Here is an 18,270-nt window from a genome sequence, read left to right as displayed (position 1 = left end):
TTGTTTTGTTAAAAACGGATATAGACTTATTCAAATTTTGTATTGTATGAATTTCTCTTTTTCAAATTATCAAAGTGAAAATTTCTTCGATGAAATGTTTTCTCCCGATGGACAGACTCGTCCCGGGTACGAGCATTTGAAGAGCAAATTTGAAAATCTGACCCACGAAGACCTTACCAATCGCCAGCTTGCGACCGAGCGGGCGTTGCTTTCAATGGGGATTACTTTCAATGTCTATTCCGAGGGAGAGGGGACCGAACGGATTATGCCGATTGATATCATTCCAAGAGTGCTGCCGAACGCAGAATGGGAGTGGCTGGAAAGAGGCCTGAAACAACGCATTAAAGCGTTGAATATGTTTATCGATGACGTTTACAATGAACAAAATATTCTTAACGACGGTGTGGTGCCGCGTGAGCTGATCGAGTCCAGTAAATGCTTTTTGAAGCCGTGTATTGGGCTTAAACCACCCAAAGGGATCTGGTGCCACATTACCGGAACCGATCTGATCAAAGGCGACGACGGCACTTTCATGGTCTTGGAAGATAACCTCCGTTGTCCATCGGGAGTATCTTACATGCTGGAAAACAGGGAACTATCCAAGCAGATTTTTCCCGATGTGCTGGCACGAACAGGCGTGCGGCCCGTTTCTGATTATCCTACGCGGTTGTTGCAAATGCTGCAGCACCTTGCCGACCGTCCTAATCCGACTGTGGCGGTTCTTACGCCGGGTATCTATAATTCAGCCTACTTTGAACATTCGTACCTCGCGCAGCAAATGGGCGTGGAGCTCGTGGATACACGCGATTTGGTTGTTTCCGATGGTTATGTGAAAATGCGGACAACCAGCGGATTGCAAATCGTAGATGTGATCTATCGCCGCATTGACGATACTTTCATGGATCCGGAAGCATTTAACCCGGATTCATTAATAGGTATCCCAGGTATTTTTGAGGTTTACAAAAAGGGACGTGTCGCACTTGCAAACGCACCTGGTACCGGCGTGGCAGATGATAAGGTTGTGTACGCCTACGTGCCGCGGATCATCAAATACTATTTGAATGAAGAAGCCATTATCCCGAATGTGCAGACTTACATTTGCGGTGAAGAAGAGGATTTCAATTATGTGCTTGAAAACATCAGCGAGCTGGTTGTGAAGGAAGCCAATGAGGCTGGCGGTTACGGTATGCTGATCGGGCCCAAAGCTACCGAGCAGGAACACGAACTTTTCAGACAAAAAATCCGGAACAATCCCAGAAACTACATTGCGCAGCCGACTATCTCCCTCTCCCGCGTACCTTGCATGGTCGACGGGCACGCCGAAGGTAGGCACGTAGATCTGCGTCCGTACATATTGTATGGTGACGATATCAGCGTGATCCCGGGCGGACTAACCCGGGTTGCATTGCGTAAAGGTTCTTTGGTTGTTAACTCGTCCCAAGGTGGAGGCGGCAAGGATACCTGGGTTTTGTATTGATTTATCAGCACAGTTACTGGCAGGCTGTTGATGATAATTGGTTCGAATATTGAACCGTGTTTGAAACATGCCTGTTAATCGTTAAGTAACTTAAATGGTAAGAAAATGCAACGTGAAGTAACCGGTTGGTATAGTCCGGCGCTGAATGAACATATGGATATTGCGGTTTACGGACACTATGGTTTTGCACTCCTGCTGATACCAACCGCCGCTTCTAATTACATGGAATATGAGGAAAATGGCCTGATTGAAAGTATTCGACCATTTATCGAATCCGGAAAAGTTAAAGTTTACTGCATTAACAGCATCAACTCGGAAAGCTGGCTTAATCCTTACATGCACGGTTACGACAAGGCAGTGAGGCACCAGCTGTTCAATGATTACGTAATTAAGGAGGTTATCCCATTTATAAAGGACACGTCAAGCCCGACTAATGAGATTATTGCAGGAGGCGCATCGTTTGGTGCTTTGCATGCAGCTAACCTGTTTTTCAGGCACCCGGACTACATTCATGGGATCATCGCAATGAGCGGTTGCTACGATCTGAGTGTGTACACCGACGGGTATTATGATGATAACGTATATTTTAATTCGCCCGTCCATTATCTGCCGCAATTGAAGGCGGAATGGCATTTGTCGATGTACCGGGACAGCCGGCACATTCATTTCATATCCGGCTCAGGTGCATACGAGCGGCCGGAATATTCTCGACAGATTTCGGCGATTCTTACCTCAAAGAATGTCCCGCATGAATTAGATATTTGGGGAACTGACATTCCACACGAATGGTGGGTTTGGAAGAGAATGCTTCCTTATTACCTGGAAACAAGATTTTAATATTGGAAAAGGTTTCGAGCAAACAGGCGCTTACCCGAAACCCTTTCATTTATGCTCCCTCGAACTGTCTGAGAAAGCGCACATCATTCTCTGTAAATAAACGCAGGTCATTGATCCCGTAACGCAGCATTGTAATACGCTCGATACCCATTCCGAAAGCAAAACCTGTATATTCCTCACTATCTATTCCGCAATTTTGCAGCACGTTCGGGTCCACCATTCCTGATCCCGCGATTTCTACCCAGCCGCTGTACTTGCATACATTACAGCCTTTTCCCTTGCATATAAAGCAACTTACATCGATCTCTGCGCTCGGCTCGGTGAATGGAAAGTAGGAGGGGCGCAGGCGGATTTTTGAGTCTTTCCCGAACATTTCTTTTGCGAAATGATAGAGTGTGTCTTTCAGATCCTTGAAGCTGACATTTTTATCTACATACAAACCTTCCACCTGGTGGAACACGCAGTGTGCGCGGGCAGAAATAGCCTCATTACGGAACACGCGGCCAGGCATAATTGAACGGATAGGCGGTTTTTGCCGCTCCATTAAACGAACCTGTACGTTGGAAGTGTGCGTGCGGAGCAGCACATCGTCCTTCACTTCACCTTCACTTTTGGAAATGAAAAAAGTATCCTGCATTTCACGGGCAGGGTGGTTATCGGCAAAGTTCAATGCGCTGAAATTGTACCAGTCCTTCTCGATTTCCGGTCCGTAAGACACATTGAAACCCATTCTTTCAAAAATCTCGATAATGCGGCGACGTACAATGGTAAGCGGGTGCAGGCTGCCCTGTAAGTTTGGAACAACCGGCAGGGTAAGGTCAATTACCATTTCCGGGTTCGCATCTGCGGCATTTTCCATTGCCGTCGAAAATTCCTGAAAACGGCCCTGCGCAAGATTCTTCAAAGTATTAAGCTCCTGTCCGACTGCACGCCTGTCTTCCGGCGCGATATTTTTCAAACCGTCGAACAGCTCGGTAACAACTCCCTTTTTGCTGATATATTTCAATCTGAAAGCTTCCAGTTGTTCTTTGTTTTCAACCGTGGCTTTCTCAATTTCTGATACTAATTCTTTTACCTTTTCGGTAATCATAACGCTTTGGATGTTATTGGTAACAGACTTATTTGTCGCCGTTTCTGCAAAAACTGACCGGCGAAATCAGGGTAAAGATAATCAAAGTTCAGGCGCGTATAGACTGGTAAGCTGTCTCGGATGCTGATTTTCCCTGTTTAAAGCACAAAATCCTACTTTTTGGGACTACGTAAAATTACGCATTTTGCTAAGGTCTGTTACGTCATTTCACCTTTGGTTCAACCGCAAGGGCCTTTAAATCAGGATATTGAAAAAACATGCGTAGTTCTACGTATTTTATTTGAGGTGCAGTATTGACTAATTTTGAATCAACAATCAAACATTATTAGTCATACGTTACCATGAAAAATTTCACAGCATTTACTCGTTCCAATCTTTCTGAAAGAACTTACAACGAGAATCGCAACTCCATTTCTGTACAATCAATGGGGCGCACCATCTTTTTGACTCCCGACGTAATCACTTTCCTGGAAGGTGAAGGAAACTATACATTTATATATACAAACACTGGTAAGAAATATCTGGTGTCGAAAACATTGAAATCACTTGCTGAGCAGCTTAACGCTAATTTCATGCGGGTACATAAATCTTACCTGGTGAACTCGGACTATATAGTGGAGAGACTGGAAGACGATCGCATGCTAAAACTTTCCTGCGGAAAAGAAGTGGCAGTATCTCGCAGAAAGATCAAAGAAGTAAGCGGCATCCTCAACCACAACAGCCTGCGCATCAGCGCATAACTTATTAAGGTATTTTGGTGAATTAAATTAGTGGGTTATTCATAAAAACAGCAGCCATCGCATGATCGAAGGCTGCTTGTTTTGTTTTTAAAAAAGGTATAATGGAGGAAGGAGGAAGGGGAGGAAAGGTTGTAAGTTTATGAGTTGAAGAGTTTATGAGTCAATTATTCAGTCATTCAGTCATTCACTCATTTTAAATCCTTCATTCCTTCCTTCATTCATTCATTCATTCGATCATTCAAAATTAAAACAGCTTCAACCCCAGCGTCACCTGCCAGGAACTGATCTTTTGTTTCACATCTCCTCCCTGACCGTCGGCTCTAAAAGCGGCTACGTTTGTGAAAGAACCTTCTTTTCGAACATCCAGACTAAAACTACCCAGGTCAAGTCCGCCTCCGAGCTGGTATCCGAAAGTCGCCTGCGATAATGAGTTATTTAAATCAGAAGTGTAGTATTTGAAAGCATCACGAAGCTTCTGGTTATCACCGATCCTGAAAGAAGTTACCGGCCCGGCCAATATCCGGAACGGTCCGCCTTTTAAACCAATCAGCAACGGTACGTCGATATTACTGTATTTGATGTTGATTGTTTTAGAAATCGGTTGCTCTTTATCCATTTCAATGATCTCAAATGAGCCTCCCTTGGTAGATACTAAAACTTCGGGCTGAATGAAAAGCGTGCGTCCGAATCGCGCGTAAATACCGCCGACTGCACCTGTTTTGGTGTTAAAACTTTGTTTAAGGTTGTCCCTCACCGCCTTTCCGTCATAACCCAGGTATGGGTTGCCTGCATCATCATACCGCGTTGTAAATACATCACCCATCGTAAGACGCGACAAATTCACCCCTCCTTTGATACCGAATGCAAAACCTTTTTTCTGAGCTTGTGCTGATCCAATCGCAACAATGCATAACATACAAATACAAGCTACTTTTGTCAGGATGTTCATGGATAATATCATTTTTTAAGTAAGACGGATAATAACGCCAAAAAGGAAAAAACTATACCTTACCTTCATTCTTTTTGATTTTGTGGGGAAAACATCCAATTTCCAGCTTCGGATCGATATTATCAGCTTAGTTGTTATACACTTATAAATTAGATTATTCTACTTATGGCCAAAGCCAAAACTGCCTACTTTTGTCAGGAATGCGGGTACAATTCACCAAAGTGGGTGGGGAGATGTCCATCATGCGGCGAGTGGAACACATTTGTTCAGGAGGTGATCGAAAAGGAGGATCCAAAGACTGCCGTTTCCTGGAAATCAGTAAACCTGGCCAGCAAGCCACGCGCCATTTCCGAAATAGAGTACCATAATGAGCCGCGCATAAAAACCTCTGATGAAGAACTGAACAGGGTCCTCGGCGGCGGAATCGTGCAGGGGTCATTGGTGCTGATCGGTGGAGAGCCGGGGATTGGTAAATCTACATTAATGCTGCAGATCGCGCTGACACTTTCGAATAAAAAGGTGCTTTATGTTTCCGGTGAAGAATCAGATCAGCAGATCAAAATGCGGGCGGAGCGAATGGACGCTAAAAGTGACAAATGCTATATACTGACCGAAACGCACACCCAAAACATATTCCGGCAAATTGAAGACTTTCAGCCACAGGTTCTGATCATCGACTCCATTCAAACAATGCAATCAACTTACATTGAGTCGGGAGCTGGTAGCGTATCGCAGGTACGCGAGTGTACTGCTGAATTCATGAAATATGCCAAGGAAATGGGCGTGCCCGTTTTTCTGATCGGTCATATTACCAAAGATGGCTCATTGGCCGGACCCAAGGTACTGGAACATATGGTGGATACCGTTTTGCAGTTTGAAGGCGACAGGCACAATACTTACCGAATATTGAGAACTGCCAAGAATCGCTTTGGAAGTACCTCGGAGCTCGGCATTTACGAAATGCACGGGACTGGCTTGCGGCAGGTAAGTAACCCTTCCGAAATCCTGATCTCACAACGGGAAGAGCCGGTCAGCGGCATCGCGATCGGTTCGATGATGGAGGGTAATCGTCCTTTGCTGATCGAAATTCAGTCGCTGGTGAGTGTCGCCACTTATGGTACTCCGCAGCGAAGCAGCACGGGTTATGATGCAAAAAGACTGCAAATGTTATTGGCTGTACTTGAAAAGCGGGGCGGATTTCGTCTCGGTACGCAGGATGTTTTCCTGAACGTAGCCGGTGGATTAAAGGTGGAAGATCCTGCGATTGACCTCGCTGTTGTGGCATCTATCGTTTCTTCTTATGAAGACAAATACATTCCGCCGTCCGTGTGTTTTGCTGCCGAGGTCGGACTGGGAGGAGAAGTAAGGGCTGTGAACAGAATTGAAAACAGGATTTCGGAAGCAGAGAAGCTGGGATTTAAAAAAATGTACATTTCCAAATACAACAGCAAAGGACTGGAATTGAAGAGAGGCAACATTGAGGTGATCCCGGTAGCGCATTTGGATCAGCTTTTTATGTCATTATTCCTGAACGAGGCTTAATGCAACTACTTATCGCATTTTGGCGTGTTTCACCAGGTACGCCATCAGGATCGGGTCAAAACCTTGTGCGATATCAGCCTCAATGAAGTCAATTTTGTATTGGCCGCATTTGAGTTTGAGTTTTTGGTAAAAATCGCTGACAAACTCTTTGTAAGAGTCCCTGACCTGATCAGGTTGTACTTTAATCTTCTCGCCGGTTTCCAAGTCTACAAATTCGTAAGGCCGGTTCTCAAACTGGAAGTTTTCCTCCGTTTTGCGGTCTGTAACATGAAAGAGCAATACTTCATGCAGGTTGTGGCGTAAATGCTGTAGCGAGGAGAATATCTTTTCAGCGTTTTCCAGATTGTCGAACATATCACTGAAAATAACGACCAGTGAACGTTTATGGATTTTTTCGGCGATCTGGTGGAGAACTTCGGCAACTGAAGTTTTAAGAAGCGGCCGGCTGCTTGTCAGCTGGTTTTCAAGTTCCAGCATGATCTTGTGCACGTGTGAAGGCGTCGACTTCACTGCAGTCTGCACTTCTATTTGTTCCGAAAATGTGCAAAGACTTACTGCATCTTTTTGACGTTGAAGCAAATACGTCAAACTCGCCGCTGCCATAACACTGAACGTCATTTTACCAAAATTCTCCTCCGGATAGTACATGGAAGACGATGTATCCAGTAAAATATGGCAGCGGAGATTGGTTTCTTCTTCGTACCGTTTTACGTAAAGCCGGTCAGATTTCGCGAAGACTTTCCAGTCAATATTCCGGGTAGATTCGCCGGTATTATAGAGCTGATGCTCGGCAAATTCCACAGAGAAACCGTGGAAAGGCGACTTATGCAAACCGGTGATAAATCCTTCAACGAGCTGTTTAGCAAGGAATTCCAAATTTCCGAATTCTCTGACTTTGGCTAAATCAAGCTGCCGGTTGCTCATTGAAGTTTTACATTATTGTTTACCTCTCATTGCGATTACTTTGCCGGATTTGGGATCAATATGTTCATTGGATTCCAGCAGTACCATTCCCTCCATTCCTACAACTCTTACTGAAACAGCTGCTACTCCTTTTGCAACAATACCTAACAATCTGGCGGCTTCCTTGCTAAGGTCAACGATCCTGTTCCGGGAGAAAGGACCTCTGTCGTTCACTCTGACGATCACTTTTTCATCATTTTCAAGATTCGTAATTTCCAGCATCGTATTCAGCGGGTAACTCCTGTGAGCGGCTAACAATTCAGTGCTTTTGTGCACTTCTCCGAAAGAAGTTTTTCTTCCGTTAAACATCGACGCATAATAGGAAGCGTGACCTGTTTCTGTTTTGCCTAATTTGACCTGGGCGAAAACCTCAGGCGAGGCAGCGAATGCTAATAAGATGAGAATCAGAATCCGACGATAAGTCATATCTCAGGATTTAAGTGAAACATAATAAGGGGAAAACGCCCTTACTTGATACTTGTTGCCCGGCTGTTCGTAGGAAATGGACAGCCCGGAATTTCAAAAGTAATAGAAAAAGATCAGAAAAGAGCAAATACTATGGCTAAAGTACAACTGAAGGGTCGAATAGTGTAGTTCTCAACAGGGTGCGCCGTAATATGTCAGCGTTTTTTTTGTTCGCAGCAATAAACGTTTTATTTTAGCGTTTGAAAACCTATTTAAAACTAAACATAGTGGAAGACAGAGAGCAAATCTACTCCAAAAGGGTTAGGGCGGGAAAACGGACTTACTTCTTCGATGTTCGCTCTACGCGATCTAACGATTATTATCTCACCATCACTGAAAGCCGTCGCCACCCACAGGGAGACGGGTTTACGTACGAAAAGCACAAGATGTTTTTGTACAAAGAGGACTTTGATAAATTCGTGGACGCTTTGAAAGAGGCCGTTGACCACGTGAAAACAGAGTTGATGCCAGAAGTTGACTTCTCTCAGTTTGAAACCAAGGCCGACGAGGTGGATGTGGTTGGAGAGTCGGATCTTAAGTGGGATTAAAAACATTACATGAATAGAAAAGCCTTTGCAATCAATTGCGAAGGCTTTTGGTTTTTGTACTCGCTAAATGGTAATTTTGCAAAAAATTAAATTTAGCAGACAGGAGTTCTTTGCTTTTCAACAAGAAGAATGCCTGCTATTCACTGCATACTTCTTAAAATATGAGTCTTCAATGCGGGATCGTCGGGTTGCCAAACGTAGGTAAATCCACTCTCTTTAATGCCATTTCTACGGGTAAAGCCGAAGCCGCCAATTATCCATTTTGTACCATTGAGCCCAATGTTGGTGTAGTTACAGTTCCTGACGAACGTCTGGAAGTACTTACTTCCCTTGTGAATCCTCAAAAGGTGATCCCAACTATTATTGAGTTCGTGGACATTGCCGGTCTTGTAAAAGGTGCAAGCCAGGGCGCGGGGTTGGGTAATAAGTTCCTGGCCAATATCCGCGAAGTTGATGCGATTGTGCACGTAGTAAGATGTTTTCAGGACGAAAATGTCGTGCACGTGGAAGGACGTGTTGATCCTGTTTTCGACAAAGAAATAATCGACGCGGAGCTTCAATTGAAAGATTTGGAATCAATTGAAAAGAAGATCCAGAAATCGGAAAAAGGCGCGCGGGCTGGTGACGCGAAAGCGAAAGTTGAACTGGAATGGTTGAAGAAATACAAGGCTACGCTCGAAGCGGGCAACAATGCAAGAAGTGTTGAAATCGACGAAGAGACCAAGGAGGCGGTAATTGGCGATTTGCAGCTCTTGACTGCTAAACCTGTTTTGTATGTAGCTAATGTGGATGAAGGATCAATGCTGACCGGAAATGAGTATTCCGAGAAGCTTAGAGAGACCGTAGCAAAGGAAGGCGCAGAAGTAATTGTGCTTTGTGCCGCAATAGAATCCCAGATTTCAGAAATCGAAGATCCGGAGGAGCATGAAATGTTTTTGGGTGAATATGGATTAAAAGAGTCAGGATTGAGCAAGCTTATCAAAGCTTCTTATAAGTTGTTGAACCTGATTACCTATTTTACAGCTGGTGTGAAAGAGGTACGCGCCTGGACAATCGTAAAAGGATGGAAAGCGCCACAAGCAGCCGGAGTAATCCACTCGGATTTCGAGAAAGGTTTTATCCGTGCGGAAGTAATCAAATTAGCTGATTACGAACAATATAAAACAGAGGCTGGCGTGAAGGAAGTTGGTAAAATGGCAGTTGAAGGAAAAGAATATGTAGTTGCCGACGGAGATATCATGCATTTCAGGTTCAATGTATAGATAATTATAAATCCAAATGAAAAAGAGCAGCCACCAAGGCTGCTCTTTTTCATTTAAAGCTACCGGCGCCGGTTCCATTCAACTGTGCGGTAACCTACCAGCAGGTCTGCCCTGCCTGCGGGTGGACGGTGATAGATCAGGATATCGTAATCATTTTCCGTAGCGCCGTAGTTGCCTTCGATAAAAGATTCGTCTGCTTTTCCATTGGCTGTTTTCATGGTGTAATCGTAATTGATTACGCCTTGTTTAAGCATGATTTCCGCTTCGTAAGCCTGAGTGCCTGGATTGTAGGTCATTTTGTTGCGATCATTTAATTGCCAAAGATTAAATGCGCCATTGACATAGAAGGTAGCGCCAGGCTCTTCCGCTATTTTCAAGGTGAACAACACCGGTGTATAGTCAGCTTCCACGCTTCCGCGGCCGGATTCCCTTTGGTCCACAATGTAGTTACCATTAAAATCATCGACCTGAATGTAAGCGCCTGTACTTCGTGGCTTATCCGGAAAGAGGCGGAGACTGGTAAATTCATCGGTACGCTCCATTTCACCAATTCCAAAACCCCTGGCCGATAAAGTACGGCTGTCGAAATAACGGAATTCATTGCCACCTGGGAATGTATTTTCCAAATCAAAAAAAGTGTATTCAAGCAGCCGGTCAAAAGGTCTGACACTGGTAGGCTTGAAACCGCTTTTCATTTGATCAAACCTGAAATTTTTACGAATAATCACTTTCAGGTCAGTTTGCGGCGCGATCAATTCGTAACCTTTGTAATCCACGGAAAAATCAATCTGCTGATCAGAAAATTGTTCCTGAATACCCTGTGAGAACCGTGCCCTGGCATTGATATTGACCCTGTTTTCAAAAAGCATAAACCTCCTGCTCAGCACCGGCTTGCGGTCACGATCTGAATAAACATAAATCACGTAGTTGCCGGATAACTTCAATCGGGGCAATTCCAGCCGGTAATGGAAGTAAGGTACTTTGGTACTGAATGCCTGCTCGGGACTATTGACTGGATATTCGTTGAACTCGTAGGTAAATTCTATATCATTCAGGTTCGACTTTGTCCAGTCTGCATTGCAATGGATAATCTTGGCCCGATATGTATTGAATTCTGCCGACAGATCGTCAAATTCCAGAACGAACGGCGCGCCTCCATTGAGCTGCTTCACCGGAGCAGTAAGCAGGCGGGTAGGGTTTTCAGGATCTTCGAGCGAAGGGTATAGTAAAACAGTACGGATTTTTTCATCATATATATAGTCTTCCAGCCGGAGCCCGTTCGGCTGCGCCTGTGCTTTCAAAGCACAAATGGTAAGACAAATTACAAGCAGTAGTCGCATTGGAAATCTTTCAAATAGTAACGTTACTTTTTGGGTCAAGGTACGTATAGTTAGTAAAAGTGATTTGAACATTATTAACTATTTTTGTTTACACACGTATGACAGCACAACCTATCACCATGTATTCAGCAGAAGAGTATCTCGAACTAGAAAGAGCCGCGGATTACAAAAGCGAGTACTATCGCGGGGAGATTTTCGCAATGGCCGGAGCCGGACGGAATCACAACCGCATTAAGGAGAATTTGTCAATTGAAATAGGGTCTTTCCTCAAAAGCAAATCCTGCCAAAGTTTTTCAAGTGATATGCGGGTGCATATTCCGGAAAGTACATTGTACACATATCCGGACTTGCTGATTGTATGCGGCAAGGCAGAATTTTTGGATAGTCACACAGATACCTTGCTCAATCCGTCTGTAATCATCGAAGTATTATCTCCAAGTACCGAAAGCTACGACAGGGGCAAGAAGTTTCGGTTTTACCGCGGCATCGACTCGCTGGTAGAATATATCCTGATAGATTCCACTGAGCTTAGCGCAGAAGTGCATCGCAAAGGAAGCGGTGATATTTGGGGCCTTTCGTCTGCGGCTTACGATTTGGAAAGCAGTATTGAAATCAGCCAGGCAGGTCTCACATTGAAAATGTCCGACATTTATTCTCAAACGGAAGGTATATTCTGAGTACAAAAAAGGAGCTATTTTCTAGCTCCTTTTTAATAACTTTATTTCCCAGCCAGTTCTTCCACTTCCATCATCAGGTTTTCCCAATCTTCGGTGGTTTTTTCCAGCTTTTGTTTGATATCTGTGTAAAAGCGGTTCATTTCAGCAAGCGCGACAGAATCGTTGTAAATCGCAGGATCTCCCAGCTTTGTCTCTGTCTCTGCCTTGCGGGTTTCCAGATTGTTAATGGTTGATTCCAGTTCTTCAATCTGTTTTTGGGCTTTTTTCAGCTTGGCTGAATCTTCGCTTGAATGCATTTTTGGAGCATTCTTAGCGGACGTGGCTTGTTGTTCAGATTTCTGAGGAGGCGCGCTGCTAACTGTTGCTTTTTCACTCACAGCAGACTGCAAACCTCTTTCTTCAACCCAGATTTCATATTCCTGATAAGTACCTGGATATTCCTTGATCTGGTGGTCTTCGATATACCAAATTTTGTTCGCAATATTTTCAACAAAATACCTGTCGTGGGAAACGACGATGTAACTTCCTTCATATTGCTGCAAAGCCTGGATCAGGATATTAACTGACTGCATATCCAAGTGGTTGGTAGGCTCATCGAGCAGCAGGAAGTTGGCCTGTGACAACAGTACTTTTGCCAATGCAACGCGGGATTTCTCTCCCCCGGATAGTACCTTGATTTTCTTAAAAACATCGTCCCCCGTAAACAGAAAGCAGCCCAATACAGTCCTGAGTTCCGTTTCTGTTTTGGTAGGATTGGCGTATTTGAGTTCTTCAATCAGATTGTGCGCGATATTCAAAGATTCAAGCTGGTGCTGCGCGTAGAATGTAAATGAAACATTGTGCCCCAATCTCCTTTTTCCTTCGATAGGCTCTGTTCCGGCAACAACGCGAAGTACCGTGGATTTACCGCGACCGTTTGCTCCGATCAATGCAATTTTGTCGCCGCGCTCCATGCTGATGCTCGTATTATCGAGGATTACCTTTTCTCCGTAAGCTTTGGATGCATTTTCCAATTGAAAAACGTGCCTCCCTGGCTGAGTAGTAAATTGAAAACGGAAATGGACTTTCGCGTTTTCATCAACGACTGCATCCACTACTTCCATTCTGTCAAGCGCTTTTACGCGGCTTTGTACCTGACGGGATTTGGTCGCTTTGGCTTTAAACCGCTCGATAAAACGCTCTGTCTGCCGTATTTTGGCCTGCTGGTTTTCATAAGCGCCGCGCTGTATTTCATTACGCTCTTCTTTTTCTTCCAGATAATAAGAGTAATTCCCCGCATAGTAAATCAGCTTTCCACCTGATACTTCTATGGTCGTGTCGATTGTATTATCAAGAAATTGCCTGTCGTGGGAAACGACAATCACGGCTCCTTCGTACGACTGAACATATTTTTCAACCCATTGAATGGAAGGTAAGTCAAGGTGGTTGGTAGGCTCATCGAGCATGAGCAGCGATGGTTTTTGCAAAAGCAGTTTCGCCAGCATTACGCGCATTCTCCATCCACCCGAAAACAACCTGAGTGGTTGGTTTAAATCGCCAGTCGAAAAGCCAAGGCCTTCAAGAATGGCTTCTGCCTTCGATTGTACTGAATATCCGTCGAGTGCCTCAAATTCGTCCTGCACTTTTGCCAGCTTATCTACCAACGCATCGGAGTAATTGTGCTCCATATCGTGCAAAATCTTGTCGATCTGCACTTGCAGCTGATTTTGTCTTTCAAATGCCTGCATGGCCACCGACAGAATGGAATCGTCACTTTGATACGAAAGCAGGTCCTGGTTCAGAAACCCGATTGTGCAGTCGCCTGACTTAGAAATATGTCCCTCATCGGGCTGGAATTCTCCATTGATCATCCGCAGGAGTGTGGATTTTCCTGTTCCGTTCAGACCAATTAGGCCAATTTTTTGTTTCGGCTTTATATGTAGCGACGCACCGTCGTAAAGTGCTCTGTCGCCAAGGAAATAACTGATGTTGGTAATTGCGATCATAGTACAAAGTTACACGGAAAGAAGCAGATAGTAAATGTCGCATTGTTGGAATAGTTATAAACCAGACCCAACAGGTAGAATGCAATCTAATTTTATAGTAAATTTGATTATAATCCATTCATCTAAACAACAAGCTGTGAACGAGCTTTTCCCTATTTTTATCAAGCTTGAAAACCTGCATACTCTGATTGTAGGGGGAGGTTACGTGGGGCTGGAAAAAATCACCGCGGTACTGGACAATTCACCAAGAGCTACGATTACACTTGTCGCGCCTGAGATCCGTCAGGAGATTCTGGATCTGGCTGCGGAAAAAGAAAGAATCACATTGATCCGGCGGGTTTTTGAAGATCAGGATCTCGACAATAAAGACCTGGTCATTGTGGCTACCAACGATAAGGAAGAAAATAAGCGTATCTGGAATACTGCAAGAGCGCGGCATATTCTTGCCAATGTGGCCGATACGCCCGCAATCTGTGATTTTTATCTCTCTTCGGTTGTCCGCAAAGGAAATCTCAAAGTGGCTATTTCCACTAATGGAATGTCGCCTACTTTGGCCAAAAGATTGAAAGAAGTATTGGGTGAAGCGCTGCCAGATAATCTTGAAACTGCAATGCAGCAGTTGAAGGCAGTCAGGGATATGCTCAAAGGGGATTTTGCGTATAAAGTGGACGAACTTAACCGCATTACTTCAGTTTTAACAAGCCCTGCCAAAAGTTCTGAAAACAATGCGAAAATAGATTAGATAACACCTCAGAAGGTTACAATAAATCTCGCGCTAAATTGTTTTAATAAAGATATTTATACCAATACTTATCGCACCCTCCACATCAGCTATAATTTCTGCGTACCCGGATTATCAACTCTGGAACTGAAATTCCATTCATCGTTTGCATGCTCTTGTCAAAAGCGAAAAAATGAGTTCGTTTTTTAAGACTATAATATGTATTATTGAACATACTAATTAACCAAAGCCGAGTAGTCGGAAGCCCAATAATTTTTGAGATAGACTTATACACAATCATATGGATCGTTTTTACCGGAACAGTGGCCAGGGTCGGCTTTCGTTGTGGCTTCTTGGTGTTTTATTCTTTTCAATTTTCCTTTCTCCCCGTTATTCCTTTTCGGCTGCGCTCGCTATCGAGGTGAGGGGTGTTGTTAAAAGCACTTCCGGCGAAGTGCTGATCGGCTCTACAGTGCGCGTCAAAGGCACGCAAAAAGGTACTGTCACCAACGAAAGAGGTGAATTCGTTATTTCTGATGTAAATGAAGGGGCTACGCTGGTGGTGACAATGATCGGTTTTTTGCCAAAAGAGTTGCCTGCCGCACGGAATATGACAATTGAGCTGGCTGAGGATGCCGTTGGTTTGCAGGATGTCGTGGTCACCGGTTTCCAGCAGATCGACAAGGATAAGTTTACGGGCTCGGCTGTTACGCTCAAAACGGACGATGTAAAGATTGACGGACTTCCCGATGTGAGCCGCATGCTGGAAGGCCGCGCTGCGGGGGTTTCTATTCAGAATGTGTCGGGTACTTTCGGAGCCGCACCTAAAATCCGCATCCGCGGCGCAACTTCTTTGAATGGAGACAACAAGCCACTTTGGGTGATCGACGGTGTAGTTCAGGAGGATATCGTTAATATTTCCAATGACCAGCTTTCCAGTGGCGATCCTACCACATTGCTCGGTTCGGCGGTAGCGGGACTTAACCCGAACGATATCGAGACTTTTGATATCCTGAAAGATGCCGCTGCGGCTGCATTGTACGGTGCCCGCGCGATGAATGGGGTAATTGTGATCACAACCAAAAAGGGTAAGAGCGGGAAGCCGGTGATTACTTACTCAGGTAATTTCAGCACTCAGCTTACGCCATCCTACCGCAATTTCAACATCATGAATTCTGCCCAGCAAATGTCGGTACTGGGCGAATTGGAGCGGAAAGGGTACCTGAATTCCGATATTCTCTCCAAACCTGACTTCGGTGTGTATGGGAAATATTACAATTCACTCAATGGCGACAGCCAGGGTAATTTCCCGATTCCCAACACCCAGGCAGCCAAGAAAAACTACCTGCTGAGGTATGCAAATGCCAATACCGACTGGTTTGATGTACTCTTCCGTCAAAATTTCATTCACGAACATTCGGTCAGCATTTCGTTTGGTACTGATAAATCAAGTTCCTATGCTTCCGTAAGTTACCTGGATGATAATGGATGGACGATCGCCGATAAGGTGAAACGGTACACATTGAATTTTAACAACACTTACCAGCTTTCCGATAAGCTGAGTATCGGCCTCACCACGCTTGCTTCCGTGAGAAGGCAACAGGCCCCAGGCTCCCTAAGCCGCCAAAGCAACCCGGTGGAAGGTAAGTTCGACAGGGATTTTGATATTAATCCATTCAGCTATGCACTGAATACCAGCCGAACTTTGACAGCTTACGATGAAAATGGCAACCTGGAATATTTCAGAAGGAATTTTGCGCCATTCAACATTGTATCCGAGCTTGCTAACAACAGGATTAACCTGAACCTGGCAGACATCAAACTTCAGGGAAACCTATCCTATAAGCTCACTGACCATATCAGCTACGATTTCCTGGGCGCATTGCGCTACATTCAGACGGGCCGCGAGCACATTATTACTGAGCATAGTAATATGGCGAATGCATACCGCGCTGCTGATAATTCAACTATTGCTCTGGCTAACAAATACCTCTACACAGATCCTGATGTGCCCAATGCATATCCTGTGATCGTGTTGCCGAGTGGCGGTTTTTACAATCGGAATGAAGATCAGATGCTGTTTTACAACATCCGGAATAATTTCAGGTTCAACAAGATTTTTGCTGAAAGGCACCAGATTGACCTGCTGGCTGGTCAGGAGATCAAGTATACGAATCGCCAGAATTCCAATAACACCGGATACGGATTTCAGTACGATCAGGGAGGAACTCCGTTTGTAGATTACCGCATATTGAAACAAACCATTGAGACAAACTTCCAGTACTACGGAATGCGAATGGACTATGAACGTTTCGCGGCATTCTACGGAAGTGCAGGGTACACACTGGATGATAAATACAACTTTACCGGCTATGTCCGCTACGATGGTTCCAATGGTTTTGGTAAATCGGCGATTGCACGCTGGTTGCCAACTTATACAATTGCAGGATCATGGAATTTTGACCGTGAGAACTTCATCAAGGGGTTCAAATGGTTGAGTATGGGCCGATTAAGAGCGAGTTATGGACTTTCAGCTGATACTGGCCCGGCCACCAACTCCGCCGCTTTGTTCCAAAGTATTATCACGAGAAGGCCTTTTGCAGACGAAAAAGAATCCGCAATCGCGCTGTCATCGCTTGAAAATACCGAACTGACCTGGGAGAAATTATACAGCGGGAATCTCGGACTCGATCTCGGCCTGTTTGCCAATCGGGTGAACCTCACAGTGGACGGTTATATCAGGAACAGTTTCGATTTGATTGATGAAATAAGAACCTCAGGTATCGGAGGGCAGATCTACAAAGTTGCCAACTACGCGGATATGCAATCTTATGGCGTCGATTTTTCAGTTGATGGTGTTTTGTACAAAAGCAATGACTGGGACTTCCGGTCCAGGATCACTGTGGGATATGCCAAAACCCACATTACCAATGTTGATAACTCCCCTGGCATTTTTGATCTTGTAAAAGCCGAAGGCGCGAATGTAAAAGGCCGGCCGGTGAGAAGCCTCTTTTCCATTGATTACCGCGCATTAGATCCGAAAGCCGGTGTGCCGATCTTTGTGAATGAAAATGGGGAAGTAAACTCCGATGTTTATTTGCAGGATCAAAATGTGTCTTTTCTCAAATATGAAGGTCCGGTGGATCCACCCGTAACCGGCGGGTTTAACAATACACTTACTTATAAAGATTTATCCCTAAATGTATTCTTAACTTACCAATATGGTAACAAGATCCGCCTGAATCCATTGTACAAAACTGTATTCAGTGATCTTGATGCAATGCCCAGAGAGTTTCTCGATCGCTGGTTGATTTCGGGCGAAGAAGGCGTAACGCCCGTGGCATCAATTCCTGACAAGCTACAAGCTCAGTATCTTGCAGGTACTTATCCTTACAATATTTACAATTACTCAACTGAACGGGTCGCGAAGGGTGATTTTATCAGATTAAAGTCCGTTTCGCTTTCCTATAAAGTTCCTGTTTCCATTGCTACTCGCTACGGTTTGAAGGGAGCAAGCATCCAGCTGTCGTCGATCAATCCGTGGTTGATCTATTCTGATAAGAAGCTGAAAGGACAGGATCCGGAATTCTTTAACTCAGGCGGAGTAGCGCAGCCTATTCAGAAGCAGTTTACAGTTGCATTGAAACTGACATTGTAACAGAGAGTAGCACGAA

15 protein-coding genes are annotated in these 18,270 nt (G+C 44.6%); 9 read left to right on the top strand and 6 right to left on the bottom strand.

The genetic code is table 11. From position 1 onward, the window contains the following. Positions 1-46: 46 nt before the first annotated feature. Together Q369_RS0102285 and Q369_RS0102280 are read left to right on the top strand one after the other, a co-directional pair. Entirely contained in the window at positions 47-1,477 is a 1,431-nt protein-coding gene (locus Q369_RS0102285; protein ID WP_031526105.1) for a circularly permuted type 2 ATP-grasp protein, read from the top strand. A 105-nt stretch (positions 1,478-1,582) separates the two neighbouring features. Further along, complete coding sequence (locus Q369_RS0102280) at positions 1,583-2,314, top strand: esterase family protein (protein ID WP_031526104.1); 732 nt, start codon at positions 1,583-1,585, stop codon at positions 2,312-2,314. A 49-nt stretch (positions 2,315-2,363) separates the two neighbouring features. Here Q369_RS0102280 and pheS read toward each other — a convergent pair whose 3' ends face one another. Next, positions 2,364-3,404 carry a phenylalanine--tRNA ligase subunit alpha gene (pheS, locus tag Q369_RS0102275; protein WP_035332832.1) on the bottom strand — a complete coding sequence of 347 codons (1,041 nt, stop codon included), beginning with the start codon at positions 3,402-3,404 and terminating at the stop codon, positions 2,364-2,366. Between the two features lie 341 nt (positions 3,405-3,745). Between pheS and Q369_RS0102270 the strand changes: the two genes are divergently transcribed. Continuing rightward, positions 3,746-4,144, top strand: coding sequence for a LytR/AlgR family response regulator transcription factor (locus tag Q369_RS0102270; RefSeq protein WP_051663868.1), 399 nt, complete (start codon positions 3,746-3,748; stop codon positions 4,142-4,144). 244 nt (positions 4,145-4,388) lie between these two features. On the opposite strand, the gene Q369_RS0102265 is transcribed toward Q369_RS0102270, so the two are convergent. Beyond that, positions 4,389-5,093 carry a porin family protein gene (locus tag Q369_RS0102265; RefSeq protein ID WP_031526100.1) on the bottom strand — a complete coding sequence of 235 codons (705 nt, stop codon included), beginning with the start codon at positions 5,091-5,093 and terminating at the stop codon, positions 4,389-4,391. A 165-nt stretch (positions 5,094-5,258) separates the two neighbouring features. Here Q369_RS0102265 and radA point away from each other — a divergent pair, with 165 nt between their 5' ends. Next, positions 5,259-6,635: a DNA repair protein RadA gene (gene radA / locus Q369_RS0102260; RefSeq protein WP_031526099.1), complete on the top strand. Its 1,377-nt coding sequence runs from the start codon at positions 5,259-5,261 to the stop codon at positions 6,633-6,635. A gap of 9 nt (positions 6,636-6,644) precedes the next feature. Here the strand turns inward: radA and Q369_RS0102255 are convergent, their stop codons facing one another. Together Q369_RS0102255 and Q369_RS0102250 are read right to left on the bottom strand one after the other, a co-directional pair. Further along, complete coding sequence (locus Q369_RS0102255; protein ID WP_031526098.1) at positions 6,645-7,559, bottom strand: DUF58 domain-containing protein; 915 nt, start codon at positions 7,557-7,559, stop codon at positions 6,645-6,647. Positions 7,560-7,571: 12 nt separating this feature from the next. Then, positions 7,572-8,024 (bottom strand): septal ring lytic transglycosylase RlpA family protein, encoded by a 453-nt coding sequence (locus Q369_RS0102250; protein WP_031526096.1) that lies wholly within the window; start codon positions 8,022-8,024, stop codon positions 7,572-7,574. Between the two features lie 239 nt (positions 8,025-8,263). On the opposite strand from Q369_RS0102250, the gene Q369_RS0102245 reads away from it, so the two are divergent. Then, the gene (locus tag Q369_RS0102245; protein WP_031526095.1) at positions 8,264-8,611 is read left to right on the top strand and encodes a DUF3276 family protein; all 348 of its coding nucleotides are present in this window, start codon (positions 8,264-8,266) and stop codon (positions 8,609-8,611) included. Positions 8,612-8,772: 161 nt separating this feature from the next. After that, positions 8,773-9,873 carry a redox-regulated ATPase YchF gene (gene ychF, locus Q369_RS0102240; protein WP_031526094.1) on the top strand — a complete coding sequence of 367 codons (1,101 nt, stop codon included), beginning with the start codon at positions 8,773-8,775 and terminating at the stop codon, positions 9,871-9,873. A 59-nt stretch (positions 9,874-9,932) separates the two neighbouring features. Here ychF and Q369_RS0102235 read toward each other — a convergent pair whose 3' ends face one another. Continuing rightward, positions 9,933-11,213, bottom strand: a complete 1,281-nt coding sequence (locus tag Q369_RS0102235; RefSeq protein ID WP_031526092.1) for a type IX secretion system plug protein — start codon at positions 11,211-11,213, stop codon at positions 9,933-9,935. A gap of 98 nt (positions 11,214-11,311) precedes the next feature. Between Q369_RS0102235 and Q369_RS0102230 the strand changes: the two genes are divergently transcribed. Beyond that, positions 11,312-11,890 (top strand): Uma2 family endonuclease, encoded by a 579-nt coding sequence (locus tag Q369_RS0102230; protein WP_031526090.1) that lies wholly within the window; start codon positions 11,312-11,314, stop codon positions 11,888-11,890. Between the two features lie 41 nt (positions 11,891-11,931). On the opposite strand, the gene Q369_RS0102225 is transcribed toward Q369_RS0102230, so the two are convergent. After that, complete coding sequence (locus Q369_RS0102225; protein ID WP_031526089.1) at positions 11,932-13,875, bottom strand: ABC-F family ATP-binding cassette domain-containing protein; 1,944 nt, start codon at positions 13,873-13,875, stop codon at positions 11,932-11,934. A 136-nt stretch (positions 13,876-14,011) separates the two neighbouring features. On the opposite strand from Q369_RS0102225, the gene Q369_RS0102220 reads away from it, so the two are divergent. After that, a complete protein-coding gene (locus tag Q369_RS0102220; RefSeq protein WP_031526087.1) occupies positions 14,012-14,617 on the top strand; it encodes a precorrin-2 dehydrogenase/sirohydrochlorin ferrochelatase family protein in 606 nt (201 codons plus the stop codon). 280 nt (positions 14,618-14,897) lie between these two features. Beyond that, positions 14,898-18,254, top strand: a complete 3,357-nt coding sequence (locus tag Q369_RS0102215) for a SusC/RagA family TonB-linked outer membrane protein (protein ID WP_031526086.1) — start codon at positions 14,898-14,900, stop codon at positions 18,252-18,254. Positions 18,255-18,270: the final 16 nt, after the last annotated feature.

Origin of the sequence: Dyadobacter crusticola DSM 16708, from assembly GCF_000701505.1 — a bacterium.
GTDB lineage: Bacteria > Bacteroidota > Bacteroidia > Cytophagales > Spirosomataceae > Dyadobacter > Dyadobacter crusticola.
Note: the sequence above shows the minus strand (reverse complement) of the source record. Positions and strands in the feature narration are given on the sequence as shown.